Origin of the sequence: Rhizobium sp. P32RR-XVIII (assembly GCF_012641395.1) — a bacterium.
In the GTDB taxonomy this organism is placed as follows: Bacteria; Pseudomonadota; Alphaproteobacteria; order Rhizobiales; family Rhizobiaceae; genus Rhizobium.
Genome location: NZ_JABAIH010000016.1, coordinates 56,486 through 82,627, shown reverse-complemented (window position 1 = coordinate 82,627; position 26,142 = coordinate 56,486). Strand labels below are relative to the sequence as shown.

At 57.8% G+C, this 26,142-nt stretch carries 29 protein-coding genes and 8 pseudogenes; 13 read left to right on the top strand and 24 right to left on the bottom strand.

All coding sequences use genetic code 11. The features are described from left to right. The first annotated feature begins 156 nt into the window (after window positions 1-156). Window positions 157-843, top strand: a complete 687-nt coding sequence (locus HGP14_RS28730; protein WP_168833269.1) for a hypothetical protein — start codon at window positions 157-159, stop codon at window positions 841-843. Window positions 844-846: 3 nt separating this feature from the next. On the opposite strand, the gene HGP14_RS28725 is transcribed toward HGP14_RS28730, so the two are convergent. From HGP14_RS28725 to HGP14_RS28670, 13 genes and pseudogenes are all read right to left on the bottom strand, one after another. Then, window positions 847-1,911, bottom strand: a complete 1,065-nt coding sequence (locus HGP14_RS28725; RefSeq protein ID WP_168833268.1) for a GTP-binding protein — start codon at window positions 1,909-1,911, stop codon at window positions 847-849. After that, entirely contained in the window at window positions 1,911-3,119 is a 1,209-nt protein-coding gene (locus HGP14_RS28720) for an LVIVD repeat-containing protein (RefSeq protein ID WP_168833267.1), read from the bottom strand. Before HGP14_RS28720 ends, HGP14_RS28725 begins: the two co-directional genes overlap by 1 nt. A gap of 161 nt (window positions 3,120-3,280) precedes the next feature. Next, window positions 3,281-4,270, bottom strand: a complete 990-nt coding sequence (locus tag HGP14_RS28715; protein WP_168833266.1) for an asparaginase — start codon at window positions 4,268-4,270, stop codon at window positions 3,281-3,283. Between the two features lie 9 nt (window positions 4,271-4,279). Beyond that, window positions 4,280-5,176 (bottom strand): polysaccharide deacetylase family protein, encoded by an 897-nt coding sequence (locus HGP14_RS28710; RefSeq protein WP_168833265.1) that lies wholly within the window; start codon window positions 5,174-5,176, stop codon window positions 4,280-4,282. A 189-nt stretch (window positions 5,177-5,365) separates the two neighbouring features. Then, window positions 5,366-6,400, bottom strand: coding sequence for an ABC transporter substrate-binding protein (locus HGP14_RS28705; protein WP_168833264.1), 1,035 nt, complete (start codon window positions 6,398-6,400; stop codon window positions 5,366-5,368). A 51-nt stretch (window positions 6,401-6,451) separates the two neighbouring features. Continuing rightward, window positions 6,452-7,354 (bottom strand): polysaccharide deacetylase family protein, encoded by a 903-nt coding sequence (locus tag HGP14_RS28700; protein WP_168833263.1) that lies wholly within the window; start codon window positions 7,352-7,354, stop codon window positions 6,452-6,454. Window positions 7,355-7,373: 19 nt separating this feature from the next. Next, complete coding sequence (locus tag HGP14_RS28695; protein ID WP_168833262.1) at window positions 7,374-8,144, bottom strand: ABC transporter permease; 771 nt, start codon at window positions 8,142-8,144, stop codon at window positions 7,374-7,376. 8 nt (window positions 8,145-8,152) lie between these two features. Further along, window positions 8,153-8,887, bottom strand: a complete 735-nt coding sequence (locus HGP14_RS28690; RefSeq protein WP_205927392.1) for an ABC transporter ATP-binding protein — start codon at window positions 8,885-8,887, stop codon at window positions 8,153-8,155. Between the two features lie 59 nt (window positions 8,888-8,946). Next, a complete protein-coding gene (locus HGP14_RS28685) occupies window positions 8,947-9,384 on the bottom strand; it encodes a GntR family transcriptional regulator (protein WP_312862210.1) in 438 nt (145 codons plus the stop codon). A gap of 9 nt (window positions 9,385-9,393) precedes the next feature. Further along, window positions 9,394-9,552, bottom strand: a pseudogene (locus HGP14_RS36795) (GntR family transcriptional regulator); the annotation flags it as partial. 307 nt (window positions 9,553-9,859) lie between these two features. After that, a complete protein-coding gene (locus HGP14_RS28680; protein ID WP_168833259.1) occupies window positions 9,860-10,345 on the bottom strand; it encodes a DDE-type integrase/transposase/recombinase in 486 nt (161 codons plus the stop codon). A 38-nt stretch (window positions 10,346-10,383) separates the two neighbouring features. After that, window positions 10,384-10,671, bottom strand: a complete 288-nt coding sequence (locus tag HGP14_RS28675; RefSeq protein ID WP_246704641.1) for a group II intron maturase-specific domain-containing protein — start codon at window positions 10,669-10,671, stop codon at window positions 10,384-10,386. 126 nt (window positions 10,672-10,797) lie between these two features. Next, a pseudogene (locus HGP14_RS28670) lies at window positions 10,798-12,302 on the bottom strand (transposase). A gap of 457 nt (window positions 12,303-12,759) precedes the next feature. Between HGP14_RS28670 and HGP14_RS35820 the strand changes: the two are divergent. Next, window positions 12,760-12,896: pseudogene (locus tag HGP14_RS35820) on the top strand (thermonuclease family protein); the annotation flags it as partial. 1,427 nt (window positions 12,897-14,323) lie between these two features. Here the strand turns inward: HGP14_RS35820 and HGP14_RS28665 are convergent. From HGP14_RS28665 to gp10, 6 genes and pseudogenes are all read right to left on the bottom strand, one after another. Beyond that, window positions 14,324-14,950: a hypothetical protein gene (locus HGP14_RS28665; RefSeq protein WP_168833258.1), complete on the bottom strand. Its 627-nt coding sequence runs from the start codon at window positions 14,948-14,950 to the stop codon at window positions 14,324-14,326. A gap of 231 nt (window positions 14,951-15,181) precedes the next feature. Next, window positions 15,182-15,463, bottom strand: a complete 282-nt coding sequence (locus tag HGP14_RS28660) for a hypothetical protein (protein ID WP_168833257.1) — start codon at window positions 15,461-15,463, stop codon at window positions 15,182-15,184. Then, entirely contained in the window at window positions 15,444-15,620 is a 177-nt protein-coding gene (locus HGP14_RS35815; RefSeq protein ID WP_246704636.1) for a hypothetical protein, read from the bottom strand. The genes HGP14_RS28660 and HGP14_RS35815 overlap by 20 nt, the downstream gene beginning before the upstream one ends. After that, window positions 15,617-16,237, bottom strand: coding sequence for a glycoside hydrolase family 108 protein (locus HGP14_RS28655; RefSeq protein WP_246704635.1), 621 nt, complete (start codon window positions 16,235-16,237; stop codon window positions 15,617-15,619). Before HGP14_RS28655 ends, HGP14_RS35815 begins: the two co-directional genes overlap by 4 nt. 71 nt (window positions 16,238-16,308) lie before the next feature. Beyond that, a pseudogene (locus HGP14_RS35810) lies at window positions 16,309-16,374 on the bottom strand (terminase small subunit); the annotation flags it as partial. A 14-nt stretch (window positions 16,375-16,388) separates the two neighbouring features. Continuing rightward, complete coding sequence (gp10, locus tag HGP14_RS28645) at window positions 16,389-16,730, bottom strand: capsid staple protein (protein WP_168833256.1); 342 nt, start codon at window positions 16,728-16,730, stop codon at window positions 16,389-16,391. A 123-nt stretch (window positions 16,731-16,853) separates the two neighbouring features. Between gp10 and HGP14_RS28640 the strand changes: the two genes are divergently transcribed. Further along, on the top strand, window positions 16,854-17,054 hold the full coding sequence (locus tag HGP14_RS28640) for a hypothetical protein (protein WP_168833255.1): 201 nt from the start codon (window positions 16,854-16,856) through the stop codon (window positions 17,052-17,054). A gap of 181 nt (window positions 17,055-17,235) precedes the next feature. Here HGP14_RS28640 and HGP14_RS28635 read toward each other — a convergent pair whose 3' ends face one another. Then, a complete protein-coding gene (locus tag HGP14_RS28635) occupies window positions 17,236-17,586 on the bottom strand; it encodes a DUF3307 domain-containing protein (RefSeq protein WP_205927386.1) in 351 nt (116 codons plus the stop codon). 935 nt (window positions 17,587-18,521) lie between these two features. Here HGP14_RS28635 and HGP14_RS28630 point away from each other — a divergent pair. Both HGP14_RS28630 and HGP14_RS28625 read left to right on the top strand, forming a co-directional pair. After that, window positions 18,522-18,893, top strand: coding sequence for a hypothetical protein (locus HGP14_RS28630; protein WP_168833254.1), 372 nt, complete (start codon window positions 18,522-18,524; stop codon window positions 18,891-18,893). Between the two features lie 2 nt (window positions 18,894-18,895). Beyond that, a pseudogene (locus tag HGP14_RS28625) lies at window positions 18,896-19,225 on the top strand (transposase family protein); the annotation flags it as partial. Here HGP14_RS28625 and HGP14_RS28620 read toward each other — a convergent pair. The 3 genes from HGP14_RS28620 to HGP14_RS28610 all read right to left on the bottom strand — a co-directional run bounded on the left by HGP14_RS28620 (window position 19,168) and on the right by HGP14_RS28610 (window position 19,904). Next, entirely contained in the window at window positions 19,168-19,332 is a 165-nt protein-coding gene (locus HGP14_RS28620; RefSeq protein WP_168833253.1) for a DUF1488 family protein, read from the bottom strand. The pseudogene HGP14_RS28625 and the gene HGP14_RS28620 overlap by 58 nt on opposite strands. Window positions 19,333-19,402: 70 nt before the next feature. After that, a complete protein-coding gene (locus HGP14_RS28615) occupies window positions 19,403-19,660 on the bottom strand; it encodes a hypothetical protein (protein ID WP_168833252.1) in 258 nt (85 codons plus the stop codon). A gap of 97 nt (window positions 19,661-19,757) precedes the next feature. Next, window positions 19,758-19,904, bottom strand: a complete 147-nt coding sequence (locus HGP14_RS28610) for a hypothetical protein (RefSeq protein WP_168833251.1) — start codon at window positions 19,902-19,904, stop codon at window positions 19,758-19,760. A 626-nt stretch (window positions 19,905-20,530) separates the two neighbouring features. On the opposite strand from HGP14_RS28610, the gene HGP14_RS28605 reads away from it, so the two are divergent. The 7 genes and pseudogenes from HGP14_RS28605 to HGP14_RS36535 all read left to right on the top strand — a co-directional run. Further along, window positions 20,531-21,040 (top strand): hypothetical protein, encoded by a 510-nt coding sequence (locus HGP14_RS28605; RefSeq protein WP_168833250.1) that lies wholly within the window; start codon window positions 20,531-20,533, stop codon window positions 21,038-21,040. Window positions 21,041-21,340: 300 nt separating this feature from the next. Next, window positions 21,341-21,496 (top strand): Thivi_2564 family membrane protein, encoded by a 156-nt coding sequence (locus HGP14_RS28600; protein WP_168833197.1) that lies wholly within the window; start codon window positions 21,341-21,343, stop codon window positions 21,494-21,496. Window positions 21,497-22,284: 788 nt separating this feature from the next. Continuing rightward, window positions 22,285-22,623, top strand: a pseudogene (locus HGP14_RS36790) (hypothetical protein). A gap of 56 nt (window positions 22,624-22,679) precedes the next feature. Continuing rightward, window positions 22,680-22,802, top strand: coding sequence for a hypothetical protein (locus HGP14_RS36325; protein ID WP_281408131.1), 123 nt, complete (start codon window positions 22,680-22,682; stop codon window positions 22,800-22,802). A gap of 355 nt (window positions 22,803-23,157) precedes the next feature. After that, a pseudogene (istB, locus tag HGP14_RS28590) lies at window positions 23,158-23,705 on the top strand (IS21-like element helper ATPase IstB); the annotation flags it as partial. Between the two features lie 244 nt (window positions 23,706-23,949). After that, complete coding sequence (locus HGP14_RS36540; protein WP_312862209.1) at window positions 23,950-24,081, top strand: hypothetical protein; 132 nt, start codon at window positions 23,950-23,952, stop codon at window positions 24,079-24,081. 98 nt (window positions 24,082-24,179) lie between these two features. Then, window positions 24,180-24,497, top strand: a pseudogene (locus tag HGP14_RS36535) (ISL3 family transposase); the annotation flags it as partial. A gap of 98 nt (window positions 24,498-24,595) precedes the next feature. Here the strand turns inward: HGP14_RS36535 and HGP14_RS36530 are convergent. Further along, window positions 24,596-25,015: a hypothetical protein gene (locus HGP14_RS36530; RefSeq protein WP_312862211.1), complete on the bottom strand. Its 420-nt coding sequence runs from the start codon at window positions 25,013-25,015 to the stop codon at window positions 24,596-24,598. An 831-nt stretch (window positions 25,016-25,846) separates the two neighbouring features. On the opposite strand from HGP14_RS36530, the gene HGP14_RS28570 reads away from it, so the two are divergent. Next, a complete protein-coding gene (locus tag HGP14_RS28570) occupies window positions 25,847-26,047 on the top strand; it encodes a hypothetical protein (protein WP_168833246.1) in 201 nt (66 codons plus the stop codon). Window positions 26,048-26,142: the final 95 nt, after the last annotated feature.

Genomic DNA, 26,142 nt, shown 5'->3' with positions numbered 1-26,142 from the left:
ATCTCAGTAAAGTAATTGTCGAAATGATGCGTCCTTCTCATGGCAGCTAATCGACGGTGCGAAAGGGTTGCATCTCGTCGAGGCTTGCCATACATGCCACGATGAGGGCCGCTGGGTCGAGCTTGAGCGTATGAAAATCGCTGCCGGAAAGGACGCATGAACGGCCAGATGCAACACATCGTCCCATTCGGTGTCGACGACTGGCCGGTCGACGATAGCGACATTGGGCGGCGGAAGAGCGAATTTCCGCATGTGGTGGCTGAACCCAATCGCAGCGCCACCCTGCGTATCAGCCGGCAGCTGTTCGTGCTACCGAGCCCGCCGCCACGGGACATGTCGGTTGACGGCCAGTTCGGGGCCATGCGAGAGCATCTCCTGTCTCTCTGCTCGCCTTGGGATCAGTTGTCCCGGGCGTTTCTGGACGGCTATTTTGAATTCATTCGGTCGGAGATCGAGCGCCACCACGACGAGATCGAGACAAGGCTCTTGCCGTTCGGGGGGCTTTACCGTCCGGAGCATCTGTCGTTTTCCGCGCCTCTGCCTTTGCCGCGCGCTCACTTGGCGGAACCGCTGGAAAACGTGCCGGCGCGAGCGGACATCGCCTTTTTGCTCACGGGCCGGTGGGTCGCCCTACTCGCCAAGCCGATCCGGCTGATGCCCGGTGCAGCCCGGAGACTAAAGCAGGCTCTCCAGGATGACGGCGTGGATCTCCGGGAGTTCTCGGCCGACGACCTGCGCGCCGGCGATACCTTCTTCAGATCGATTTTTACGCTGGATGAATTGCGGTTTTGGGCTGGCGAGGACGTTCCCTCAGGCCTTGCCTTCCCACGTTTCCGGCTTTGAACATCACGGATTCGCTCGTGCCCGCAGCGCTGCGCGAAGGCTTGCTTCGATGCCTGCGCGGTCGATGCCACGGGTGATGAAGACGAGTTGCGTCCTGCCCGGACCGTCCGGCCAGCGATCGAGCGCCACCGGTGGATAAGCCGTGTGCTGCACGCATTGGATCAGAACCGGTCCGTCGCGGCCTTCGAGGGCCAGCACGCCCTTGAGGCGCAGGATATCCGTTCCCCTCAGCGACAACAGCCCGTCCAGCCATTCCATAGCGATATCCGCGGGAAGAGGCCGGTCCAGTTCAAGCGAAAAGGTTTCGATTCCGGAGGCGGCGCCATGGAAATGATGATGGTCATAATCGTGACCATGGTCGTGTTCATGGTGCCCGCGGTGTTCATGCTCGAAGGTCGAGAGCGTCTCGCTCCAGCGTCGGAGTGTTTCTTCTTCATCGTCGACCGGCGGCACCATGGTCATGAACCAATCCGGATCGAGATTGCCCTGAACCGTCAGACGCCTGACCGCGGCCGGATTGATGGCAGTAACTTTTTCCGTCAGGGTTTGCAGTGCGGCTTTCACGACGAGATCGGATTTCGTCACCAGCAGGAGGTCGGCGGCGGCAATCTGTTCGACCGCCTCTTCGAACCGCTCGATCTCGCCGAATCCGTGTTGTGCGTCGACGGTGGTGACCACCAGGCCCAGCCGAAATTCGCCGGCGAGCATCGGATCCGTAACGAGAGTCTGGATAATCGCCGCCGGTTCGGCCAGGCCCGTCGTCTCGATCACGACGCGGGAAAATGCGGGCACCTCTCCACGTGCCACCTGTTGTTTCAAGTTTCCGAGCGTGTCGACCAGATCGCCGCGAACCGTGCAGCAGATGCAGCCGTTTTCCAGCACCACCGTGTTCTCGATGGCACTTTCGATGACAAGGTGATCTATGGAGATCTCACCGAACTCGTTGACGACAACCGCCGTGTCGGCCATCTGCGGATGCCGCAGCAGAGCGTTCAGCAGGGTCGTCTTGCCGCTGCCAAGAAAACCGGTGACCAAAATGACGGGAATGCGGTTCGGTTCGTTCGCCATCAGAAATCCGGTTCGAGGATGTAGAGCCCTCCGGTATGCCGCTCACCGGCATAGACGATGCCGTTCTCGTCGACATAGATGTCGTTGATCTGCGCCGACGTCACCCGTGATCCCTTTGGCGTATCCGGCACGAAATGCGCAATCTCCTTTGGCTGAAGAGGGTTGGATAGGTCGTAAGCGCGGACGCCACCGCTGAAGAAGCAGCCGAAGATCAGATTTTCGGAGTGGAAGGAGGTTTCGCCGGGCCGGTTTTCATGCAGATTATGCGAGCCGTAACGTCCTCCGCGCGGCGCGAACGCCTCCACCGACGGTAGCGGAAGGGTGGAAATCGGTACGAGATTGGTTTCCTCGCGGGCGTCCAGAACCCAAGATAGTTTCGGCCAGTCCGCGCCATTGTCCAGGACGCATTCGTCCGTCACCAGAAGGAGGTCTCGCGAGAAAAGCGGCATGACCGTGTGGGTGAAACCTGGATAGGGCGGATGAGGGTTCCAGGATGAGACGACCTTCGGCCGCGCCATGTCGGAAATATCGAGAATGAATGCGCCCCCGTCCAGGAAGGCGATATAGGCGCGGTCGGGCCGATCCGGATAGACGTTGGTGTTGTGCGCGCGAAAGCCGGAATCGATCTTCAAGCGCTTTGGGGGCGCCCCCGCATCGCCTTCGCGGATCCCCGGCAGCCACCAGCGCCCCACTTCCACAGGCCGAGCGGGATTCGCGATATCGACAATGCGATAAATCTGGTCGTCCTTCTGGTCGCGCGGCTGGAAATCGGCGGCGCCACCGGCGAAGTGGACATAGCGGCCGTCGACGAACCACAGTTGATGTACACCGCGGGAATAAGGTCCTGAACAATCGAAAAAGCTGATCGACTTTGGCTGCTCCGGAACGCTGATGTCGAACAGTTCGAAACCGGCGGGTGTCAAGCCCGGCTCAACTGTCTGATAAGCGACCGCCATGATGTCGCCGACCACTTCGAGGGAATTCGACCGCACACGCCCGTGTGGCAGATCGGTCTGCACGACGACCTTCGGACGTTTCGGATTGGAAACGTCAATGCCGGTGAAATTCTTCGGTGGCCCCTCATGTGCTATCCAGAGGATGCGCCGACCGTCGCGCGCGACCTGCATCGACATGCCTTCCCCGACTGCGCCATAGCCCATCATCGGATCTTGGCTGACCAGAGAGAATCCGGAAATTTCGATCGTCATGCAGCCCTCTTCTGTAGTGTTATCCTTGCGAGAAATCTGAGCATAGGTCCTCGAAATATTTAAGAAGTTCATTCAGATGCATGAAATTCCAATGCTATCCGGATTGGTGTGCGTTTGTCGAAAAATGCGTCTTCGACCCCAGCTTTTCTTTCCACTCAGGGTTACAGGTCCGCGTAGATGGCGAAGCGATCTTTTACCCGCATTCTCTCGGGCTCCGACGCGAGAAGCATCTCCAGCGTCAGCCGCGCCTTAAGGGCGGACAGGCGTCCCCCCGACCAGAGTCCTCTTGAAAGGAGATCGCGCTCCGATCCCGGAAAGCCATAGGTCGATTTCAACGAGGGACCAGCCGGGATCCTAGTTGCCAGAACGACAGGAATATCTTTAGCGATCTTCTCGATTTCCGGAACCAACACGGCGGGAACGTGACCGACGCCCATGCCGGCGATCACGAGCCCCTCGTATCCGAGCGATGGAATGGCATGAAGCAGACGTCCATCGTCCCCCAGGCCGACCGTCAACAAGGCCACCCGTACATCGAATGGCGAGCTGGGCTGGATCGGCGGCAGCCGGTCGATGCGCGAAAAGAAGAACGGCTGGCTCTCGGCCACAAGTCCCAGCCGTCCGGTACCAGCCGACATGAAGGTGTCTGGCAACACGGTATGGGTTTTCTGCACATAGCGCGCGGCATGGATTTCGTCGTTGAGGACGACGAGACAGCCCAGGCCCCGCGCCTTCTTGCTGGCGGCAACGGTGACGGCGGACAGGATATTGGCCGGTCCGTCCGCGCTGGGAGCGTCGGCTCCGCGCATAGCGCCGGTTACCACGACCGGCTTGTGGGACCTGATGAGGCAATCCAGTATCCAGGCTGTTTCCTCGATCGTGTCGGTTCCCTGGACAACGACGGCTCCATCGCAGTCCCACGCCAACCGTTCATCGATCATACTAACGACCTCTGTCAGCATGTTCAGAGTCAGATTGGCACCCGGAAGCCTGAGCGGCGCGGCAGTGTCGATCTCTGCTCGCGCCACCAATTCCGGAGCGGCGGCAACAAGATCGCTGGCATCGAGGGTCGGAGCAATGCCCCCACCCGCGCCTTTCGTCATGGTGATAGTGCCGCCAAGAGAGACGACGAGAACCTTCGGCAGTGTCATGTGATTGCCCTAAATAGCAGGCTTTGGCTGCGACTTGTACCAGTCAAGAATTTCGGCCCCCGTCCACATGACGATTTCGTCATGGCCGAGAATGTAGTCATAAAGGGCCTCAAGATATTTGATCCGGTGTGGCACGCCGGTCAGGTAGGGGTGGATCGAAATCGCCATGACGCGTGGCGCCTTGGCGCCGTCGAGGTAGAGCCGATCGAACTGATCCTTGCCGCGGCGAAGGATTTCGTCGGAAGGCTGCTGCTGGACAGCGCTGATCACCACGTCGTTGATTTCCACCGTGTATGGGACCGAGACGATAGGACCAGAGCGGGTCTTGAGTTCCACCGGCTGATCATCAAGCACCCAGTCCGCGACATATTCGATCCCACCTTCCGCCAAGAGGTCGAGCGTCTCGTCGGTCTCCGTGATGCCGGGACTCTCCCATCCTCTGGGTGCCGAGCCCGTGAATTCGCGGATCGCGGCAATTGTGTCGCGGATCGCCGATTGCTGGTCTTCCACCTTATGCATCGGCCGCTGAACGAAGCCATGCCCCATGAAGTCCCAGCCGGCATCCCTCGCAGCCGCGCAAGCTTGCGGATAAAGCTTGCAGGCGGTGCCGTTCACCGCGAAAGTTGCTTTTAGATTTCGGGACGAAAGCGTCTCCAAAAAGCGCCAGAAGCCGACGCGCATACCATATTCATGCCAGGCCCAGTTCGGGACGTCCGGGATCAGCGGCTGGCCCATGGGTGGCGGCAGAACGGCGCGCGGCATAGCGCCAAGAGGGCTCCAGTTTTCAACGTTGACGATCGTCCATACGGCGACGCGAGCATTGCCTGGCAAAGTCAGCGTCGGCCTCTCGTGAATCGGGATATAGGGCAGACGGTTGCGAACGGAATTGCCGACACTGTCGGACATGGTTCTTATCTCCTAAAAATTGGGCAGAGCCGGATGGGCTTCGGATTGCTTCCGGCGGCAGCCTGCGGGTAGCGTCATCGCGATGCGATCGGTCAGGATTTTCGTTTGACATCGCAATCGGTGTCATCGGTATCGCCAGCGCGGCAGCCTCTACACCGCTCGCGCCGGCGTGGTATGTCTTTGCGGGCCTTAGTTGCAGGACCCAAGAGCCGGCGGAATGCGCTCTTCCTTGGGCGGCAGGAAATCATTGACCACGATCTTATCGACCGAGATATCTCCCTTTAAATCAAACGCTTGGTAGATTTCCTTGACGGAGTCCGCCATGCGATCGGTCGTAAACGAACCAATGCCATTCGTCTTGAACTCGTCGGTCAGCGTCAGGTCGCGAAGCCCGTCGACAAGGCGGATGCACTCTGTGCTGGGATTGACCAGAGGATCGCGCGACTTGATTGCCGCAACGGACTCCTTTGGATTGGCGATCGCATCCATGAAGGAGGCATTTATCGCCTTGACGACGGCGGCCACGGTCTTCGGATTTTTCTTGACAAATTCGGGTTGGGCGACGATAGCGGTTCCATATTGCCGCACACCGAAATCGTTGTATTTCAACGTCACGACCTTATCGAGCGGTATACCGAGATCGACGACGCTCATCACGCTCGACGTCGTGAAGCCTGCGACAGCAGCAACCTCGCCCTTCACCATCATTGGCTCGCGCAGGGCACCGCTCAACTGTTGCCATGTCACTTTCTTGCTATCGAATCCGGCATCCATTGCGAAGATGTCAAACAGTGCCAGCGCAGCGCTGCCAGCCGTGGCGCCGAGTTTCTTGCCTTCCAGATCCTTCGGACTCTTAATGCCGCGTCCATCAACCGTGACGACGGCAAGCGGCGAATTACCGCCGGTCACGTAGATGGCGACCAGTTCCTTGCCGGGGTTCTGAGCGTTGAACTTCACCATCGTCGCGATGTCGGCCCAGCCGAACTGATAGGCTCCGGATGCGACGCGCGTCACCGTGTCTCCCGAACCGTTGCCGCGGTCGACCTGCGCATTGATTCCCAGTTTCGTGAACTCGCCCTTGTCTACGCCGTAGAGAAAGACCGATTGCGGCCCCTGGAAAGCCCAGTCCAGACTGATCTTCACATCGGGCGTTTCGACCGATTGCGCCATTGCCGGCGATATAGAGCCGATTGCTATTGCCGCTGCCGTTAAATGCATTTTCATCTGTTCCACCTTATGTTTTTATGAGGTTTGCGCGGTTATGCTGCTGCTTGGTCACGGGGCGTCGCCGGGAACAACGCCGGGGGGAAGTTCGTAGCAATGGTCGGCTACTGCTCCGGGTGTCGTCCACCAAGCGCGGTCCGCCTTCGGATGCTCGACGCAGTAACGCAGGGCTTTGCGCAAGGCGCCGAGCCGGAACGATTGGCCAATGACGAATGCATGAAGCGATATCGTCATGACGAGCGGCTGCGCTGCACATTGTTCGATCATCTCGTCGAATTGGGCGACGATCATGTCGGCGAACTGATCCGCCGTATTGCGGCGATGAATGATTGATGCGGAATCGTTGAGCTCCGCCGGGTAGGGCACCGACAGAAGGGGGCCTGAGCGCGTCTTTAGCCAGAAGGGCTGATCGTCCGCCGGCCAATCCATGACGTATTTGTAGCCGGCTTCCTTCAGCAGATCGGGGGTCGCATTGCTTTCCGACGCTGCAGGACCCATCCATCCTTTCGGCGGATGACCTTCGTTGCGGGTGATTGCGCTTGTGACATCGTCGATTAGGCGGCGCTCGTCCAACTCCCAGAGATCTCCCTGGCGTTCGGCATTGGTGCGTCCATGCGCGACAATTTCGTCGCCGCGCTTTCTGATCCGCTCAAATATCTGCGGATGGTCGTCATAAAGCAATGAATTGCAATTATGCGCCGCGGGAATATTAAGCTGATCGAACAGGTCGAACAGCCGCCAGATACCGACCCGGTTTCCGTAATCGCGCCAGGCGTAGTTCCGCTGGTTTTGCGGCTCGCCGATTTTGGCGGGGTCCCAGCCGGTACCCTTCCGGTAGGCATAGACTTCCAGGTTGGTAACGACGCAGACTGCCAGCCGCTTGTTGCCTGGCCACAAATAGTCGGGGCGATCGTAGATCGGCGAAAAGGAATAACGTCCGTGCTTGGGAAGCATGTCTATGTCACTTTCACTTTCAGGAAACGGCGTTGCTGGAGCGCGTCGCCCAGAAAGTCATGCGGCGCTCGACGTAGGCGAAGAGTTCGTACATAACGACACCCATGATCGCGATGACGAATAGGCCGGCGAAAACGAGTGGCACGTCAAAACGCGCGCTGGCCGACATCATCAGATATCCGATACCCCTGTCAGACGCGACCGTTTCGGCAACCACAGAGCCGATGAACGCGAGCGTGATGGCGACCTTGAGTGAGGCGAACAGGAAGGGCATGGCTCGCGGCAGGCCGACTTTTCTCAAGATCTGCCAGCGGCTGGCTCCGAGGGCGCGAAGAACGTCCTGCAACTCTGGCTCGATCGTCGCAAGTCCCGTCGCCACGTTGACCATGATCGGAAAGAAGGCGATCGAAAAGGCCGTCAGGATTGCCGGCATCATGCCGATGCCGAACCAGATCACCAGGATGGGAACGATAGCGACCTTCGGAATAGAGTTGAGGCCGACCATGATGGGGTAAAGGCCGCGATAGACGGACGGCATAGCGCCGACGAGCATACCGAGGAACACTCCCACCACTACGGCGACGGCAAAGCCCGCGAGCGTGGTGTAGAAGGTGAAAACTGAATTCAGCCACAGGGCCTGAAACTGGCTCACCAACTCGACCGCCACTTCAGACGGGCGCGGCAGAATGAACCGATCGATCTGGAAGACCACACAGGCGATTTCCCAGAAGAGGAAAAAGCCGACCGTAATCAATACCGGAGAGAATTTCTTTGAGACGTTTGCAAGCATTGGCTGCCTCAATGTGCGATCTTGCCGCGTAGGGAATGGACGAGGTCGACGAAGTCGGGTTCGAAAGTGGACTCGAGGGTTCGAGGACGGGGAAATTCGACTTTGGTCTGGGCAACGATCCGACCGGGCCTCGGGCCGAAGACGTAAATCGTGTCAGCCAGATAGGCAGCTTCGCGAAGATCATGAGTAACGAGAATGACTGTCGGTCGTTTTTCGAACCAGAGCTTCTGCAGTGTTTCCCAGAGGTCTTCGCGGGTAAACGCGTCGAGCGCGCCGAAGGGTTCGTCAAGCAGAAGCAATCGGGGGTCGTGGATCAGGGCGCGGCAAAGCGATGTCCGCTGCTGCATGCCACCGGACAATTCCCAGGGATATTTCTGCTCGAAGCCTTGCAGGCCAACCGTTTTTAATAGGGCGCGGGCTCGTTCTTCATATTCTGTGCGGTTACGGCGCAGATTGCGCGCATAAGGCTCGACGATCTCCAGCGGCAGCAGCACGTTTTCCAATGTAGTGCGCCAGGGAAGAAGGTTCGAGTTTTGAAAGGCGATGCCGCATATGTTGATGGGCGCGGTGACCGGCTTTCCCTGAACGACCACCTGACCTCTTTTGGGTGGGTGTAGGCCGGACACAAGCTTTAAAAGCGATGACTTTCCGCAACCACTCGGACCGACGACGGCAATGAATTCGCCTTCTCTGATTTTGAGCGACGTGTCCGCCAGCGCCAGGGTACCGCTGCCGTATTGCATACTGACATTACTGAGATCGGCCAGTAGAGGCGCTTCAGAAATTTCGGTTTCTATGGAGTTCATATCTGATTTTCGTTATGTTCTTCGACGATACGTCGAGCGGTTGTTGAAAGATGTTTTTCAAGAACGCTGCAGGCCTTCGTCACGTCCCGTGCGATGCAGGCATCTAGCAACGCCCAGTGTTCCTTGCGTGGTTCATCGCGACCGTCGAGCCTGATGCGGTGGCGGATATACCGCTCGATATTGCTGCGCTCCCGCTCGATCTGGCTGACCAGGCGCGGCCAGCCACAGGCGGCATTGATATGGCCGTGAAAGTCTTCGTTGATGGACAGCCACTCCTTGAGTGTTTCGCAGTGGTCCATCCGCAAAAGCATGCTGCGCAGCAATCCGTGATCGCTCTCCGTCATCAATCCGATCGCGCGCTCGAGGGCGAGCTTCTCCAAAGCCAGTCGGATTGCGAAGATTTGCTCGAGATCTTTAGCGTCAAGCAGCGACACTTCGGTCCCCCTCGATGGATAGCAGGTGACCAGCCCTTGGGCTTCGAGTTCCTTCAGCGCGTCGCGGACTGGCATGCGGCTGCAATTCAGTTGAGCTGCGATGCCGGCGGGATCAAGTCTTTCGCCAGGTGCTAGCCGCCCTTCAATGATTGCGCGCCGCAAAACCATCAGGACCGCATCCTTTCGGCTAACAGGCTGGACAGTTTCGTCGAGGAGCATTCGTTTATCTTCCGATATCCAATATATTGGTTAGCAAAACACACTTCCGAGTACATTTCAAGGGTATAAATTGTGCAGTTTTGAGATTGCCTAAACTATAGGCACTATGCCCTTTTAAGTGCGTCGCAGAGGATTACTCGTAGGCTTCAGGCCCCGATCAGTTGAGTTGTTGCACGAGTTTTTGCTGAGGCGATTGCTCCCATTGGCACCGTAAAGTTAATGTTTCCCGGCCAGAATCATGGAGGATGGCCTTGGCTCAGGCGGCTTCGATGCGCGCGATTGCACTCCACATTTGCATGGCAATTGCTCGCAGTTCGCGATGATGCACAGATGAAATGTCGTGTCGGGGAATGTGGAACAAGTTGGCGACCGGATCGTGGATGGACACGAAGCGCTGGAGGTGCCGCTCTGACTTGAAGCGCTTCATGATCTTCTCGCGTCGTCGGACCGGTTGATGGGAATTCTCCGCCCCTGTTGTTGAGACCGTGGTGCGAACGATGCTCGACGCCGGCATGATCTGGCGCTTTGCCGCGCCATAGGATCGGAGCTTGTCAGTAATCACACGCGGCGAACGGCCTTGACCCTTGAGGAGCTTTCGCATCAGACGCTTGGCGGCCTTGGCATTGCGGTGGCTTTGCACCAGAACGTCGAGAACAAAGCCCTCCTGATCCACGGCCCGCCACAGCCAGGGTTTCTTTCCTTGAATGGTGATGACGAGGCGAGTGGCGCAGGGGAGTTGCACCCCCGCGCTCTCTCAGAACCGGACGTGATACTCTCGCATCATCCGGCTCCCATTGTCCGGCCGTATCCATGAAGCAGTGGCCAATGGGCGAACAGCCGAGGTTGGCGCTGCGCGATGCGCAAGAGCCAATGCCGGGATCGCCGCTTGTGCCCACGCAAGGACTTGTACTTTCCCGAAGCCCATCGAGCCAAGTATCGTTCGATGCTCCAGAGCGTAGGTTGGAGAGCTGAAGGACAGAACCGACCATAGAAGTTGACCCAGCCGCGGATGTACGAGTTGAACATCCGCGCCAGATCATCGAGAGCCTTGTCACTGCGAAGGTGCAAGGACCAACTACGGATAGTGCCCCGGTGCGCGGCGACAATCAAGGTGAGACTCGTATTGCCTCAGCTAAGGATGTTCCTGAGGCTTTCATCGATTGCCTCATCTTTTTGCTCCCGACCGCATCGTTATCATAGGACAGCGGGTGTGGACGATGCCTGGAGGCCTGATACCCCAAATACCATGGCGGGAGCCCTTTCTTTTCGCCAGATTTTGACCCGCCGCTGCAATGTGCGCAGTAACAAATCCCGATATTCACCGCGGTATTTCTCTTGGAGGCGCTCCAGCAATTCCCGGCTTGTCAGCCATGGTTCCTCGTCGAACCATGCTTTCAATTCATCCGTCACCTTTATGAGTGGATCCGGTCGGCGCCGTTCACGCTTCTGTTTTTGTTTCAGCCGCGCCGTTGGCCGTATCTCCCCCTCGCGCCATGCCGAGCGCAGACCCTGCAGGAAGCTGTCGAGGTCCGAGGCTTCCGGTGATGCGCCGGTTCGGTCGGCAAGGTCAGCGAGGCGCTGCTGGGCAAGCCGTATTTCTTGCAGGAGTTTGATCGGATTGAGAGACGCGCTCATAGCACGCAGATCGGCCCGCACTGCCTCCGGCGTTTCCGGATGATCCAGCAATCTCTGGCAGGGAGTAGCCGCAGGATGGTAGCGTTTCTTCACGCGCGCGCCGTCACGGTACTTTTCTTTCAATTTGAAGGAGGGCTGAAAGAAATTAACGAAGAGCCGCACCGTTCGGTAGAGCGCAGCCAGACACGCCGCAGCTTGCACCCCCTCGAAGCGGCGATAGCCGACAATGCGCCGCACCACCGCGCCGTTCTTCTGTTCAACGAAAGCCTGGTCATTCTTGCGATATGGTCGGCAGCGGGTGAACACAATCCCGGCGTTCAGACAGTAGTCGCGGATCGTCTCGTTCATAACACGCTGTCATTATCCGTGTCGAATCCCAGGAGCGGGAACGGCAGAAGACGACGCAGTTCCGTCAACACCTCGCTCAGCAAGTTTTGTTCCCGGACCAGCAGCGGAGCGCACTCAGTCCAACCGGAGGCAATATCGGTGAGCACGAGCGTCTGGATAAAACTGCCCCTCGCCATTGGTCCACTGTGGGCAACGAGATCCGCCTCGACGAAGCCAGGCGGAGGGTCCTGCCAGTCCGAGAAGGTCCGGATTGGGATGCTGCGGCGAAGCGCTGAGGAGGAGGCTGTTCTGCGGCGCCTGCGACCACCGGCCGCTTCACGCACGTCGCGCAGTGCCCGGTCGATCGTCGCCGCGCTCATCGCCAACAACGGTTCTCGAACTTCCGCAGCAAGATCGAGTTGACCGTGACGTTCCATCGCCTCGATCAATATTGGCAACAGAGGTTTCAGCCGCTTGCCGCAAATCCGGTCCGACGCCTCCCACAGTACCACCAGCGCCTCACGAACTGCTGTGTCATAGATCCGCGGTCGACGACGTGCAGGATCACGCGATCCACAATCGTTGCGCAACAGACGCATCACATGCTTGCGGTGAAGGCCGCTGGTCGCCACAAATTCATCGAGTATCCGTGACTTCTCGCTCCGATTCCCACTGCGGTATCGCTCCCCTACTGCTCCTGCAAGTTCCCTTCTCGTCGCCATGCTGATCTGCCTCATTTGATTCGCTTCCGGTTTCTGTCGACCGGGAGCAAATCAAATGAGGCAACAACAAACAGTTCAGGAACATTTCAGGCGAGGCAATGCGCGTCTCATCGTGATTGTCGCCGCGCACGCGCCGGCACGGAATGGGGCTGCTACTGCTTCGAGGAGAGCAAGGCAATCACGCTCTGGTATTGCCGGAAGCATCAGCCGTTGAATTATCGCGGGCTGCCGCCGCATCGCTCTAACAGGTGACCGTCTCTAAATCGGGATCGACGACGGCGTGTGTCCCATTCTCAAAGCGAGAGCCAGCGCGGTCAGAGCGAGGACCAAACTGACAACGTAAAGGGCAACGTGGACAGAACTTTTGGACATTGCCAAAAGATAGTAGCGATGCTGAAGATTACAGGAGCGGCAGTTTGTCGCTCGCTCCATGGGGGATGCAGTGATATCCGGACTGCTGGTATGCGCGTCCATGATTGCCGTGGACGGCGATACGGTGAAATGCCTGCCGATATGCGATCGCTGGGGGAAGGTGTTCCGTTCGTCTCGGGCATTGATACACCGGAGATCGGATCGCACGCGAAGTGCATCAAGGAACGGAAGCTGGCGTGAGCGTATGTCACCGCCGGGAAGAAAGCCAGTAAGTGACCAGGGCACACCCGAAACCCAATGCGATAAAGCCGATGAAAACGATGTATCGAAACAAATCAGGCATGATGAAATCCATCTTTGAAATGGAAGCAGTTTAAAATTGCTGGTCTCAACGAATGGTTTATGCGTGAGGCTAAAAAGCCACTCATGCGAAAAGGCGTAATCGCGGTACCGGCGGCGTCACTATCGGAAAATCCGACAACGAACTTTCAACGTCGTGCGGTCTCCATAACATAGGCTATGCCCACGCAAGAGATCGGCAAGACGCTGTTGCGGGAAGGCTTCGCTCGAAAGTGGCGGCCCGGGCATCGAAACGACTGGTGTATCCCAGAGTCTTGAGGCGGGCTGCCACCGTACGGCAACGGACCGATGCTTGAAGCAGGTCCGCGCAGGGCTAAGTTTTTAAGCAGCCCGTTAACACAGCATCCCCCAATCGCGGGATGATACCAGTTGCAACGGAGGAACAGTTGGGTAGCCGATCTGCAAGCGAGCAACAAGCGAGGCTGGAAGCAACAAATAAAGTTGCCAAAACCATCCTCGAAACGGAACGCCTTCAACGCGAAGCCAAGACCGCGAGGTTACGTGAGGCTCGGCTTGGCAGCCGGGGGAATGACGGCCCACCGCCTGAGTAAGGCGAGCTATTTGCCGAAGTCACCGGGAGCTTGGCCGCGCTGTTCAACGTCATATGAGCCGATTGCGATCGGTACGCTACCGCACCGGAACCTTGTGAATGCTTTCGGTGTTCTAGCTGTTGGGATCGCGGGGCGTGGTTCGCTGATAGACCCTTCCTTTGCCCTTACTGGAAAGTCGCGCGATCCTTCTTCGTCAAACTGCCCCGTTTCGGCGGGGCTTCTTTTTGATCGAATGGTCGGGCTGGAACCTGGGGGGTCCTTATTCGTTTCCTGCGTTGGGATCGGTTGCGCGATCCCTGAATGCTGATGAGAACTGCCCTGCTTCGGCGGGGCTTTTTCTGTGACTGTACGGTAGCGGACCGGAACGCTCGCTGAGGAAACCCGTTATCAATATGGCCGCGCGGTAGTCTTCCTTACCTAGTCGCCAGTGATGTTGGAGCCGCAGCCCTCTTCCCTGGTGCCGTGTGGTCAATTCCGCGCTGAATGGCAAGGGATACAGGAGGCGCGGCAAGGGCTCGCTTTTCCGTAGGAGCGGGCCCTTCGATCCGCCGATAACGACTGGCTTAACCCTAATTGATTATTGACGATCAGGCTCCCCGGAGCTTTAGTTTGCCGCGCTGGAGCCCCCCCCAAAGCACAGCGCCGTGACGGCCACGTTACCCAATATCCGCGGCCGCCATTAGACCAGGGGCTCGCCATTTCTGGACGAGGCTCGCCATTTTTGGACGAGCCCCCTGGTCGCCTTTCTACGTTTCATTGCGACGGGCCTGTCTGCCCCGCAGATAGCCGCTGACGCTCGATACGATCGATCCACTCCCGAAGGTCCAAAAGGATAGCCCTCGCACCGTAGACGTTGCCCTGCGCCTGCTTGACGTCGTCGAGCTGCCGTTGCTGGTCGGTGAACCGCTGATCATAGCTGGCGAAGACGCGGTCGAGCTCTTCCCTCGGTACCTCAGCATCACGAAGCTCCTTAACGCTGCCGTCCGTCCTGGCGCGATCCTCGGCGCTTCGCTGTGTGCGCCATTCAAGCTCGCTCTGCGTCACCATCTTCTCTGCGAGGATCCCGACGGATCGCTTCAGGTCGCTGGTTGCCTCCCGGATTGGGAGATAAGCAAGGCCGCCGAGCATCGCCGCGAACGTCAGCGCCACGCCGAGGGCCTGCCATTGCGGCTTGTTCCGCTCTGCCAGGTTCGTCGACAGAGCTGCGATCGATGCTCTCGTCTCGTTCGCCAGCGCCGTTACGGCGGCATCGATCCCCTTGAACCCAGCCCGCATCTCCGGTTCAAGATCGGTCTGCCGGCGTCCGAGATCGGTCACCCGCTCGTCGAGCTGGGCTGTCACTGCATCCGTATAAACTCGGTGTGCATCATTGTTGTTCATGTCATCCGCCGCCCCTGCCCTTCAATGCTCTATGCGTGCTTGACCGGCGAAAGCCGATCGACTATTTCGCCGCCGCCGTGCTCAGCAAGCTTTGAGGCGGCAACAGGAGGGCTCGGCCTGACGAGGAGGCCGGGCCCTTGCTACCAGCAGCCCTGAGAGGCGCCGAAGCGATTGTGTGACGCCACCTGGTTGGCAAACGGCCGATCCGTCTTGAGGATGAGGACCGACGTTTCAAGGCTTGGCTGAAGCTTCTCGAACCCGGCGCATGCAGTCGGCTTTGTCGCGGTCTGGCAGCCCGAAATCATTGCACAGAGCGGCAGCATCAAGAGAAGAGACTTGACCATTGATCTTTCCTTTTTCGGCAAAGCGTTTGACCGCGGCTTCCAGTGCGACGGTTGCGGCCTGTTGGCGTCCCTCAGAGCGCCCAATGAGGATTGCGGGATAGACGACCAGCGCGGCGCCCAAGGCCGCTCCCGCGCCGATCTTGAGCCATTCAGGCAGCAGCTTGAGCATTGACCGCCACCTTCAGATCGAGAGCATCCTGCAGCTCATCTCTCTTGCGCTTCGCATACCAGCGATAGGCAAGGCCGCCGATCGTCAACACGGCGCTGGCGATGATGAGCCCCGCGACAAGCTTGCCGATGAACTCGCTGCTGGTGCTGAGCGTCAATTGATCCTGGGCCTGCTGCAGCTCGATCTCAGGGCCAACGGAGCCGGTTGCCCAGGCCTGCCCGACAGCGCGCACGCCGTTGACGCGGGCCGTCCAGCCCCTGCCGAACGCTTCCATGTCTTCAGCGCCTTGAGCAATGCCAGACGGCGGTCGAGGATGCGCGCAATCAGGCTGTCATTGTCGTTGACGCCACCGAGTGCCAGAAGCGTCCCCTGCCCGAGAATGCCGTCGATGAGACCTTGATAAAGTCCCATCGCCTGAAGCGCGCGCTGTAGCCATTTGACGGACTGAGCAACACCGGAGTTCACCGAACCGTCGAAGACGACATACGAGACACCGGGCGCCAGCTTGTCGCCCTTGATCTCGTCCCAGTACTTTTTGCGGTGGATTGCCTCCAGTTCGGAATTGCTGATGTTCTTTACCGGCATGAGGGGTAGGCCGTGCGTGCGGCGATACTCGTCATAGACACCCTGCGTCACACCTTTCATCGTCGCGCCGCCGGGGTCCTTCGGATTGTTGGAATAGCCGCCTTGGATGATAAGCACCTTGGCGAGAGAGCGTGCGAATTCGTTTGCGGGGTCACGCGACGAAGTCCATGCGCCAGTTGGCCTCTGCAACCTTGACATTCGCTAACAGGCGCGATGCCTGTTTCGGATGCGGTCTTTGCGCTATACCCGGCGCGGATCGCAGCCTGGGTGGCATTGAGATCAATCAGATACTCTTCGACAAAACGAAGCTGCTTTACACCGAGCATGCCAGACCTCGATATCAAGCCGATGCCTTTTCGGCGTAGAACTTATCGGCCACGTCCTTCGTCTCCTGCTCAAGGGCCATCTTCTGGACCTGCAGCGAGATCGAGTGTCTCTTTTCGCCGTTGACGATTTCGATCCGGTCCTCGGTGATCATCGCGTGGGCCATGATGGTGACCGGCTGTCCGCTGTCGAAGTCGCGATCGGTGAGACTCATCTTCTTGAGGGTCGTGTAATCGAGGAACAGCGTGAGGCCGTAGGCATAGTCCGGACGATCGGATTCGGTCGGCCCCTTCTCCCAGCGGTCGAGTTCTTCCTTCTTCTCTGCCGCAGTGCGCGCGAGGTCGACCATCGTTGCCATGGTGTTATCCCTTGTTGGAGTTATCCAGCCTCCTTGTTGCCGTCTTGCCTTTCGCAACCGTTTGGGCGAAACGCTCATGCCTGCGTTTGTCAGGACTGGCATGGGTGATCTTAGGAGGATGGAATGAGCAAAGACGAAGACGCGCTGTTGGCGGATCAAATCAATGGCGCTGCCGATAAGGCTAAGGTCGAAAAAAACAATAACGTCGATATCTTAGCCATGGCTGCAGCCCTACACACTCAGTTTCCGCATCGAACCGAAGCTGAAATCCTAGAGAAGATGAAAGACGCTTGGCGAGCGCGCAAACTCTACTGGGCCTCCTGAGCAAAATCATTTCTACTGGCCGGTGAGGCCGTCGCATTTCGCGATATGAATTTTCTACCAAATGGACCACACGGCATAGACGAGACAGGCGCCAGCAACAGCACAGAGAAGCGCGAGGATCGCGCGTTCTGCACGGGGAGTCATAGCTGCCACCACATAGGCAGCGAGCTCATGAAGAACATCAACGCCACCAAGGCGAGATAGACGATCCATGCGTTGCGGACAGGAGGAGGTAGGCGAGCCAGACGGCCTTCCTGGCGATGTGTAAGGCTTGATCCTGGGCGAACGTCGTCCTGCCCTGCACCTTTGCCTCGCCGATGATCGTGTGAGCCAGCCATTCCGCTAACCCGATCCACACATTGCCGGTGACCAGCCCTACGCCGGCGCCTTGAATACCGGAATGTGCGATCAGGTGATAAACGCGCAGCGGGCCTGATTGTTTGGCCTTGGAGAGGAAGTCACCCTGCAGCGGGTAGTCGAGCAGCCAATGCACTGCGAGGAGCATGAGCGCCAGCGTCAGAATGCTTTCCATGATCTCTCCTGAATGGCTAACTCCGGAGCGGCGGCGCGGGCTTGCCTGCCTGAACTAATTCCACGTGTCGTGCGTTCCTCCGCTCCAATGGAGGAGGACGCAATGGCAGACGATAAGAAGGACGTTGGTCGCGACCGAGAACGCGTAGCCGCCGGGCAAGCTTACGAGCTGACCTCCAAGCCATCGAGGTCTTCGTGCACTCCGGGCAAATGCCGGAACCTATCGTCAGCGGCGGCGATCTGGAGGCGCTGATCAGACCTAAGCGCCACACCTGAGCGATTAAGCTCGCAGCTTCCGAGCTGACCTCGGACAAATCGGAGTCTCCGCTCCATTCAGAAATGGCTGGTTCACCCAGATACGGGATCGAGAACGCCTATGGACAATCAGATGCTAACAACTACCTGTCCAATAGGCCTCGGACGCGTAACTTTTGGAGGACCAAGTCATGAATCGAAACATGATCATTGGAATCGTCGTTGTTATCATCATCATAGTAGCTTTGGTGGTGCTTTTCGGACGCGAGCGACCAAGTGGGACCGCAACAGCTCCGGGCTCGCCCCCCGCTTCTACTGAGACCACACCGCCGGCTAACCCCGCACCAACTACACCAGCTCCAAACTGAAGCGGGTCGCTCTCCAAATGAAAAGCCCGCCACCGGGTGCTGACGGGCTGCAAACTATAATCTGATGCGCCACCCTATAGCGAAAGGCCGGTTTGCTATAAAGTTGGCCTCGAATTGGTGCCGGGCTACCCTCCCGGCCTGGCCGACGGCGCTGGTGCATGCATCAGCGTTCTCTATGGGCGGGGCGCGTCGGCTTCCCCTCGTATTGCTATGCGGCGTGAACTGATTGCCTTTTAGCGATTTCGCCAACCGGCACTTTACCTGTAGCTCAACTTCACCTTGCATCTTTAAGGCGAAAGAGCATCGTCACCCCATGCCGACACACCGTTCGTTTCCGCCGCATCGATACCAGACGAAGAAGCAGGCATTGCCGCTCTTCACGATGCAGTCGTTCTATCTGGCGATCATCGGCGCCGGCTTGCTTGGATACGTCGGTGTCGACGTGATCAACTCCCTCGCCCCAACGATGAACCTGGGCGGCGCCTGCGACATCAAGGGCAATGTTAGCATCAACAGTGGCGAGCGCATCTACCACGTTCCCGGCCAGAAGTTTTACGCTGAGACCAAGATCTCACCCCAATACGGCGAGCGTTGGTTCTGCTCCGAGGCAGAAGCTCGCGCTGCTGGTTGGCGAAAAAGCCTCGCGATAGAAAACCCGCCTCCGATCTCTCGCGGCTGGCTGTGATGGTGCCCGATCCACTTCGGGACCGGGCCAATGCGCCGTATCGATCCGACGATGGTGATTGTGTTGTGTCTGCTTGCGGACCATCCTCGGGCATATGCCCAGATTGCCGACATCAGAGCAGAAGTCGGCACGGCTGGTCGTACCGCAGTCTCCAGGACCTGCCGATCCAAGGCAATGAAGTGACGGTAAAGCTTCAGTTAAGCCGCTGGCGTTGCACGTATCGGCAGTGCAAACGGCAAACATTCACCGACCCGGTCCCGGTGATAGCCTCGCCCTACGCCCGCAGGACAAGGAGGGTCGCCGTCTCGCCCGGTCCTTTAGCCAATACGTCGATATCCACGAAGAAGCGAATTTCGAACATGCCGTCATGGCCGAGGAAGCGAACTCGTCTGGAGATCTCGTCATAGCTTCTGGCTCCGTTGTGAAATTCAATTGCCATGAGAGAACTCTCAATCTTCTTGTCGTAAACACGCGATGCCGACGAGATCGCAGCGGTCAGCGATCGGTCATTAGAGCTCGGCATCCTTCGCCAGAGCCGCTTCGATTTCCTGCATAGAAACTCGCAGGCGCTGCCTGGTGCCCACGCCTGTCGTAATGGCCGGTATCTCAAGTTGGGTGTTGGTTCTCCGGAAGGCGGAAAACGACAGGCCCTCGATCTCTTCCTCCTCAACAATCAGGCGGTACGTCCCCGCTTCAAGGGGAACCATCAACGAACTGAGAGCGAAGGGACGGGCGAATGTTATTTCAGTTTCTGTGGTCCGTTCCATCTTGAATGTGATTCCAGCGTGAGGTGATTTTGCGGGTCTATCGACAGCCACGGCACCAGCCGAGGCTGTTGCCGTGGGCAGATCCAAAATGGCTGCGCTACCAGAAGACACCCTTGAGCGTGACATAGAGAATGAACGCCAGACTCAGTGCTGGTGTTGATTTGACGAGAAAGTCCATGTAGCGAAACCGAAGAGCGGCTCGCATCAGATTGTCCTTGGAGTACATAATGGAGGCGGAAGACATGTCGTCCTCCTTTGTTGGGGCTGGAACGCTATTGGCGTCCGCACCCGGCAGCGCCCGTTTCAGAAGCTGCCGATAGCTTACAAGTGGTGTACCAACAGAACAATTGCAATGTGCCCCCTGCGTTTCCCGAGCTGTCGGAGAGGCGAAAAGGGCGATCACTTAAAGAAGGGAAGTCAGCGCGTGAGGCCGGAAGATCAGGGAGAGCCGCGGCAGCCTGGCTGGGGAATGTGGCTGCTGATGGGACTGGCTATGCTTGGGCGATTGCCAGCGTAATCGGCAGTCTGGCGGCGCTGTTCCGCCTTCTCGACTAGGCGGCACACGGTGCGTTACTTGAACCGGAACATTAGCGGAAGTTTGAGCTTAGGTATTGGGACCGTGTGGCGAACCTACTTTTGTCTCTTCCTTTCCCTTGGCTGGCCCCGAAGTCCTCTGGATCAGATGTGCCGCGCCATTTGGTGGGAGCACATGACGCAAGCGATTAGCGCGGGGTGCGTCTTAGCATCTTCGAAAGATACCGTTTGCTTTGCTACCTACGAAGGCGCATGGTACCGCCTCCAGCAGTCATCATTACGGGCGCTGCTGTTTGAGGGCCGCCAGACCCTAGCCTCGACCGGAAGGAGGACATCGTGTCTTCCGAAGTTTCCACCCAAAATCTGACTGACGACAACATGAACATGCTGTATGGCGTTTTGAACGATGCCGGCTCTACGGACGATATTACGCAGCCCCGGCGCTTCAACCTCGCAACCAAGCTGATGATCCGCCTCTTTAGAGAGGGAATGACGGCTCCCGCCGACCTTACCATCCAGCTTGATCGACACTTCGGCAAGCCTAACAAAGAGGCCGCCGCTTTGGCCGCCGCGCTTCCTCGCTTTGCAGTCCAAGGTCTTCCGGCAGAACTCCGTCGTACGGTACTGCGGCGCGAGGGTATTTCCACAATCCCCGACGAAAGCAAAACAAGCCACTGGCAGGCCAGACATTCGGGGTCGCTGGCGCCCAGGACTGGCAAGTACCTAGGGGACAACCCTTACAATCCCAAGAATGATCCTGTGCACTTCACGCTTTGGAGAGAGGCCTACTTCAAGGCACAGAACCAGATCGATCGTTTCAAGCACGAAGACGGTGGATATCTGTGATCAGAGGCCGCCCAGAAGGCCGGCTACGATTATTGACGACTGGCGACCGCTCCCCTATTGGACTGCCGCCGCGCTTTGCTATGAGGCGACAACGGGAATGCCGGTCAGTCGAGGAGATCGGGCCTGCCACTTCACCACTTCAGAATCGGGAGGTGACTCGCTTTAACTTGGCGGTCAGACGTTCCGCCGTGCCTTGCAGACGGGAGTAGAGGGAATTTTCGCCGTAGCGCTTTCCTTCTCAACCGATGCCCATAATTAAACCAGTGCGATTATGCGCCATGACGAAGGAGCTTGGGGCCGGTGGGCTTGTCTGTTCTGATCATCTTCCTCGTGATCGTGCTGGCTCTTTATCTCATCAACCGTCTTCCGCTCGACGCCCGCACCCGGCAGATCGTCCAAGCCATCGTGATCATCGCCGGCATCGTTTTTCTGCTCAGATACCTAGCAGTCTTCTAGTCCTACCCGTTATGCGCTCCCCACCCGGCTATTCTCGGCACCGGCGCGCGCAACAGCGGGCCAGTGATGTCCTGCACGATCAAGAGGACCGGCCGGACTCAGCCGACGTATTGACGTACAGGTATTCCACCTCCAGCTGCCCGACCTTCTCGCGCTTCAGCTGACCGGAGGCGAGGAAGTCCTGGTTCATGGAGGACACTCCAACACGCAAAGCGATCTCAGCCGGGCCTTCTGGATCTCGATCGGCACGGCGTCGCCAGTGGGCGCGCCCCAGCCTTCGCGGTTGACAACGTCCAGACACGGCGGCCATGTCAGGGGCCAGTGGGCGCGCGCTTTCCGCCTGTATCCCTGACGCCCTCGTAAGAACTGGACAGGAACGCCGTGGCGCGGCGCGGCCGTGCACTTGGAGATGCGGAATCGAAACTGGTGAGTTTGACGGTATACCGCCTCTGATGAAGCAAAAAGCCAAGCTTGCCTCAAAAAAGATCATATCTTTGCATATCAGTAATCCGTTTTTACTACGATTTATTGTTGAAAAACTGTTTGCAGAAAACATGTTCGCCGTTTGTATTCGGCATTTATATACATCGATGACAATTGAACGTTTAATTTCGGTCCAACAGTACAATGATCATTACTTGAATACCTCTTTGAATGAACGTTTATGCGATTGTTTACATCGGGTCTTTTAAAGCGCAGTATAAAGATCCGGACTCCCATTGGCTTCCTGGTCCGAGCGCGGGCCCGCCACGATCCCAATAATCAACCTGATTAGAGGGAATAAAATAATGGCACTCGATCAAATTCATGAACGGACAAAGCCCTACGCGATTGGTCTAGTCGTTGGGCTTATCGCCGCACCGATCATACGTTTCAATGCTGGATGGATTACCACCACCACTACCGGCACTCTGGCCGCAGAGACGGCCAGAGTGGATGCGCGTACGGGCGTCTGTTGAACTGCGGCCGGCGAATGGCTACTTCCAGCAGCGCCGACCTTGCAAGTTTTAAGGCTACGACCACCGTGCGAAGCGTGACGAACTGGTAGCAGCATTATAGCCGCTATTCAAGTTCCAGTGGACGTCCTCGGCAAGGTCAGCATGAGTTGCAGTCGCTCACTATCCTGAAGCGCAGCGGATGCCGCGTAGTTAGATCAACCAGAACGAAGAATTAGGAGGTCGCTATGAAAAGCCTCATTCCCGCTCGCTTCTACACGTACGATTTCACGCGCCTGTTCGTATCGCTTGCCTTCACGCTGGCGATTGCCGTGATTGTCTATTCGGTCCTGTTCGGAAGCATCCTTTAGCTGTCTGATCATGCGTGCATCCGCTTCATGAAGCTGGAGACATGCTGGATGACGTTCGGGGTGCCGCGCCGCTGAATAAAGCTGGTAAGTTATCCCGACATTAGCTCAGGCGCATAAAATCGCCCTGGCTCTCGTCCTTTGACCCTTCCTGTCGGCAATAATGTGGGCCGCAGTGATTTGTTTCTCGACATGGCCTATCTACCGCCGATGTGAACGTGCTGTGGGAGGCAACCGGGCGGCTGCCGCCGCAGCTATGACGGTGCTGGTGGTCTCTGTTGTGGCCGCACCGTTTGCTTTCCTCCTGACGGCGCTCGCCGACGATATGAAGAATCTGGCCGAAGGAATAACGCGCGTGCTAGAGCAGGGTCATCGCTGCGACTTTCTCAACGAGGCCAACAATATCGTCCTGGTCGGCGGCCCTGGAACGGGCAAGACGCATGTTGCCACCGCGATCGGCGTGCAGGCCATCGAGCATCACCATAAGCGGGTTCGGTTCTTCTCGACCGTCGAACTGGTCAACGCGCTCGAGCAGGAGAAAGCCCAAGGTCGCTCCGGCCAGATCGCCAGCCGTCTGGTCCACTCCGATCTCGTCATCCTCGACGAACTCGGATACCTGCCATTCAGCGCATCAGGCGGTGCATTGATCTTCCATCTACTGAGCAAACTCTACGGGCGCACCGGCGTCATCATCACCACCAACTTGAGCTTCAGCGAATGGGCAAGCGTCTTCGGCGACGCCAAGATGACCACCGCCTTGCTCGACCGGCTTACCCATCACTGCCACACATCCTCGAAACCGGAAACGATAGCTTCCGCTTCAAAAACAGCTCAGCGCACGAACCCAAAACCGCAAAGGAGAAAAGCAAAAACTTGACCACCACCACCGACCCGAAACATACCTAAGAGGCGGGTCAATTCTCGGCTCTGACTCACATTTGCTGCTGTTGAAGATGACGCTTTCGCTGATTCATTGGAGGATCAGTGGAGGTGCCATTGATTTCAGCACGCGAACCTCGCGCCAGACGGCTTTGCAGTAGATGCGGTCAAAGTTGTCGGAGCGAACGTTCAAATCCAGTTGCGATCGCGTCGGCCTTTTTGTCTTTGTCCAGACTGCGGGCGACAAGGCCGAAGAGTTCAAAGCCGATATGTGCGTCGACCAGCGGACCTGCCGCTCGGTGGTCGGCGTGTGGAACTGACTATCCTCGCGCGTCGGTTCTGGTGTGATGGTGTTCTGTGCGGCGACGCATTTTCTGCGAGCAATTTGATGATGGCGTCTTAGCTCGTTACGGCCGGCGCACGCAGAGACTCGAGACGATAATCCATCATCTTGGCCTCGCACTAGGCGGCAGGCCAGCGGCAGCTTTCGCCAACCGCCTTATGATGCCGGTTAGTAACGATACGCTGTTGCGGGTGGTTCGTCGGCGTGTCGTCCAACGGAGTGACGAACTGACTGTCATCGGCATCGATGATTTTGCCTTTCGGCGCGGCCAAACCTACGGAACGATTGTTTGCGACCTGGAGCGCCGCAGACCCGTCACTCTGTTGCCGGATTGCGCGCTGGATACTTCTCGGGCTTGGCTCGCCGAGCGCCCGTCTATATCAATCGTCGCTCGCGATCGAGGCGGCGGATATGGCGAGGCGATCGCCAAGGCTTTGCCGCATGCTGACCAAGTTGCAGACCGTTGGCACCTCATGGAAAACTCGAGCCGAGCGTTTCTCGATGCTGTTAGCAAGGCTATGCGCCAGATCAGACGGACGGTGGGCAGCAATATAGTAGATCCCAAGCTTCTGACCTATGCCGAAAGGCTGCAGTACGAGGGATATCTGCGTTGCCAGGAGACGAATAAGGTTATCCTGGAACTGTCGAAAAAGGGGATCTCAATCAGGCAAATCGTGAGGCAAACTGGCCATAGCCGCAAGCTTGTTCGCTTCTGCGCCTGAGCATCGATCTGGCCGTCCATCTTCTCGACTTCCAACTGCTTCTTGCGGATATCGAGCTCGCGAAGTTGCATCTCCTGAGCGCGCGTTTTGGCGCGCTGTTGGCTTTCCAGCAGGATCGCCCGGACCTTTTCCGATGCCTCGTACGTCCGCATCTCGGCGTCATGATCGGCAAGCTGGCCCTTGATCTGCGTATCGCGGGCGAAAGCGTCCTGCTTGAGCTTGGCATCGAGCGCCTTCGCGTTGGCATCAGCATCGGCCTGCTGGCTTAGCATCCATTTTCCAGTCTTCCTCGACCTCGGCGATCTCCGGCCATTGCACTACGCCCTCTTGCCTCTGGCCTGCAGCCTGAACAAACTGATTATGCAGTGCGTTTTTAGGACTGGCATGGGTCACCAATGGAGGGATGGATGGCGAAGATCGTCATGGCAAAGCCGCGAAACCTGAGGGGCCGGCTTGAGGATTGTCACATCAATGACGCTCTTTACCGACGTGGTTCAGTCTACCCTTGCGCTGAATGCGGTCGGTACGTCAGGCCCTACGACAGCCTTGATGACGAACCGCGGTTCAAACACATGACTACGTCACCAAACTGCAGCTTTTCCCGGCGCCGCTCTAAATCGAAGCGGTAAAACTCGGCTGATCCACTTTCACGCCGTGTATGAAGGGTGGCTAACCCCGGAGCGGCAGCGCGGCTCTCCACCTCACGAGTGTGGCCATTGCCCTGTTGCCGGGGACAAGCCTGATGCCGTGGAATAACCTAGCATTGGCAATGCTGTTAAACTGCACTGCGCCTCGTTGGCGTTCATCGTTATCTGTCGATGCAACCAAAAAAGGAAACCCACATGGCTAGATACGCCGTCTATTTGAGACACTCGGTTGAACAGGTCGGACATCTCACGATCGAAGACAGTCGTTCGATGGCCGATTTGCCAAACACACTTCAGAGTGTCGGCTATATCCTCACAGAGGAAGTCACGGCATTGGGTGGAAGACCGGTCAGGGGGCAACAGTCCACTATATTCCTCGGCGACGTAAGCCGGATTCAACCGACCCGAATAGAGAAATGCCCCGGACTGGCCTTGGGCTAACCTTGGGAGGACCAGATGAGCGAAAAAGACGATGAACTGCTTATGCTGGAGATCAACGCGCTTGCCGACCGGGCCGAACAAAACAGAGGTCGACCGACAGACGTCAAAGCCATGGCTGTGACCATTTGGTCCAACTTTGATAATCTCTCAATCGAAGACATCGAGGCCAAAGTGAAAGACGTTTGGCGTGCCCGAAACCTCGATTGGGTCGAATGAGAAAACTGTTCCTACCGGTACGCATAAAGCAGTGCCGCAATGCCAATGAGGCAGAGCACGATAAGAACGATGCGTACGGCGTCATCCCTCATAGC

Bases quoted from the DNA above. Each gene is read 5' to 3' on its own strand.
- HGP14_RS28710 (WP_168833265.1), bottom strand. From the start codon at position 5,176: ATGTCCGACAGTGTCGGCAATTCCGTTCGCAACCGTCTGCCCTATATC.
- HGP14_RS36325 (WP_281408131.1), top strand. From the start codon at position 22,680: ATGAAAAGCCTCATTCCCGCTCGCTTCTACACGTACGATTTCACGCGC.
- HGP14_RS28640 (WP_168833255.1), top strand. From the start codon at position 16,854: ATGAGCAAAGACGAAGACGCGCTGTTGGCGGATCAAATCAATGGCGCT.
- HGP14_RS28695 (WP_168833262.1), bottom strand. From the start codon at position 8,144: ATGCTTGCAAACGTCTCAAAGAAATTCTCTCCGGTATTGATTACGGTC.
- HGP14_RS28635 (WP_205927386.1), bottom strand. From the start codon at position 17,586: ATGGAAAGCATTCTGACGCTGGCGCTCATGCTCCTCGCAGTGCATTGG.
- HGP14_RS28700 (WP_168833263.1), bottom strand. From the start codon at position 7,354: ATGCTTCCCAAGCACGGACGTTATTCCTTTTCGCCGATCTACGATCGC.
- HGP14_RS28570 (WP_168833246.1), top strand. From the start codon at position 25,847: ATGAGCGAAAAAGACGATGAACTGCTTATGCTGGAGATCAACGCGCTT.
- HGP14_RS28730 (WP_168833269.1), top strand. From the start codon at position 157: ATGAACGGCCAGATGCAACACATCGTCCCATTCGGTGTCGACGACTGG.
- HGP14_RS36530 (WP_312862211.1), bottom strand. From the start codon at position 25,015: ATGCTAAGCCAGCAGGCCGATGCTGATGCCAACGCGAAGGCGCTCGAT.
- HGP14_RS28715 (WP_168833266.1), bottom strand. From the start codon at position 4,270: ATGACACTGCCGAAGGTTCTCGTCGTCTCTCTTGGCGGCACTATCACC.
- HGP14_RS28610 (WP_168833251.1), bottom strand. From the start codon at position 19,904: ATGTCTTCCGCCTCCATTATGTACTCCAAGGACAATCTGATGCGAGCC.
- HGP14_RS28725 (WP_168833268.1), bottom strand. From the start codon at position 1,911: ATGGCGAACGAACCGAACCGCATTCCCGTCATTTTGGTCACCGGTTTT.
- HGP14_RS28690 (WP_205927392.1), bottom strand. From the start codon at position 8,887: ATGCAATACGGCAGCGGTACCCTGGCGCTGGCGGACACGTCGCTCAAA.
- HGP14_RS28705 (WP_168833264.1), bottom strand. From the start codon at position 6,400: ATGAAAATGCATTTAACGGCAGCGGCAATAGCAATCGGCTCTATATCG.
- HGP14_RS28665 (WP_168833258.1), bottom strand. From the start codon at position 14,950: ATGAACAACAATGATGCACACCGAGTTTATACGGATGCAGTGACAGCC.
- HGP14_RS28630 (WP_168833254.1), top strand. From the start codon at position 18,522: ATGCCGACACACCGTTCGTTTCCGCCGCATCGATACCAGACGAAGAAG.
- HGP14_RS28660 (WP_168833257.1), bottom strand. From the start codon at position 15,463: ATGCTCAAGCTGCTGCCTGAATGGCTCAAGATCGGCGCGGGAGCGGCC.
- HGP14_RS28720 (WP_168833267.1), bottom strand. From the start codon at position 3,119: ATGACGATCGAAATTTCCGGATTCTCTCTGGTCAGCCAAGATCCGATG.
- HGP14_RS28615 (WP_168833252.1), bottom strand. From the start codon at position 19,660: ATGGAACGGACCACAGAAACTGAAATAACATTCGCCCGTCCCTTCGCT.
- gp10 (WP_168833256.1), bottom strand. From the start codon at position 16,730: ATGGCAACGATGGTCGACCTCGCGCGCACTGCGGCAGAGAAGAAGGAA.
- HGP14_RS28620 (WP_168833253.1), bottom strand. From the start codon at position 19,332: ATGGCAATTGAATTTCACAACGGAGCCAGAAGCTATGACGAGATCTCC.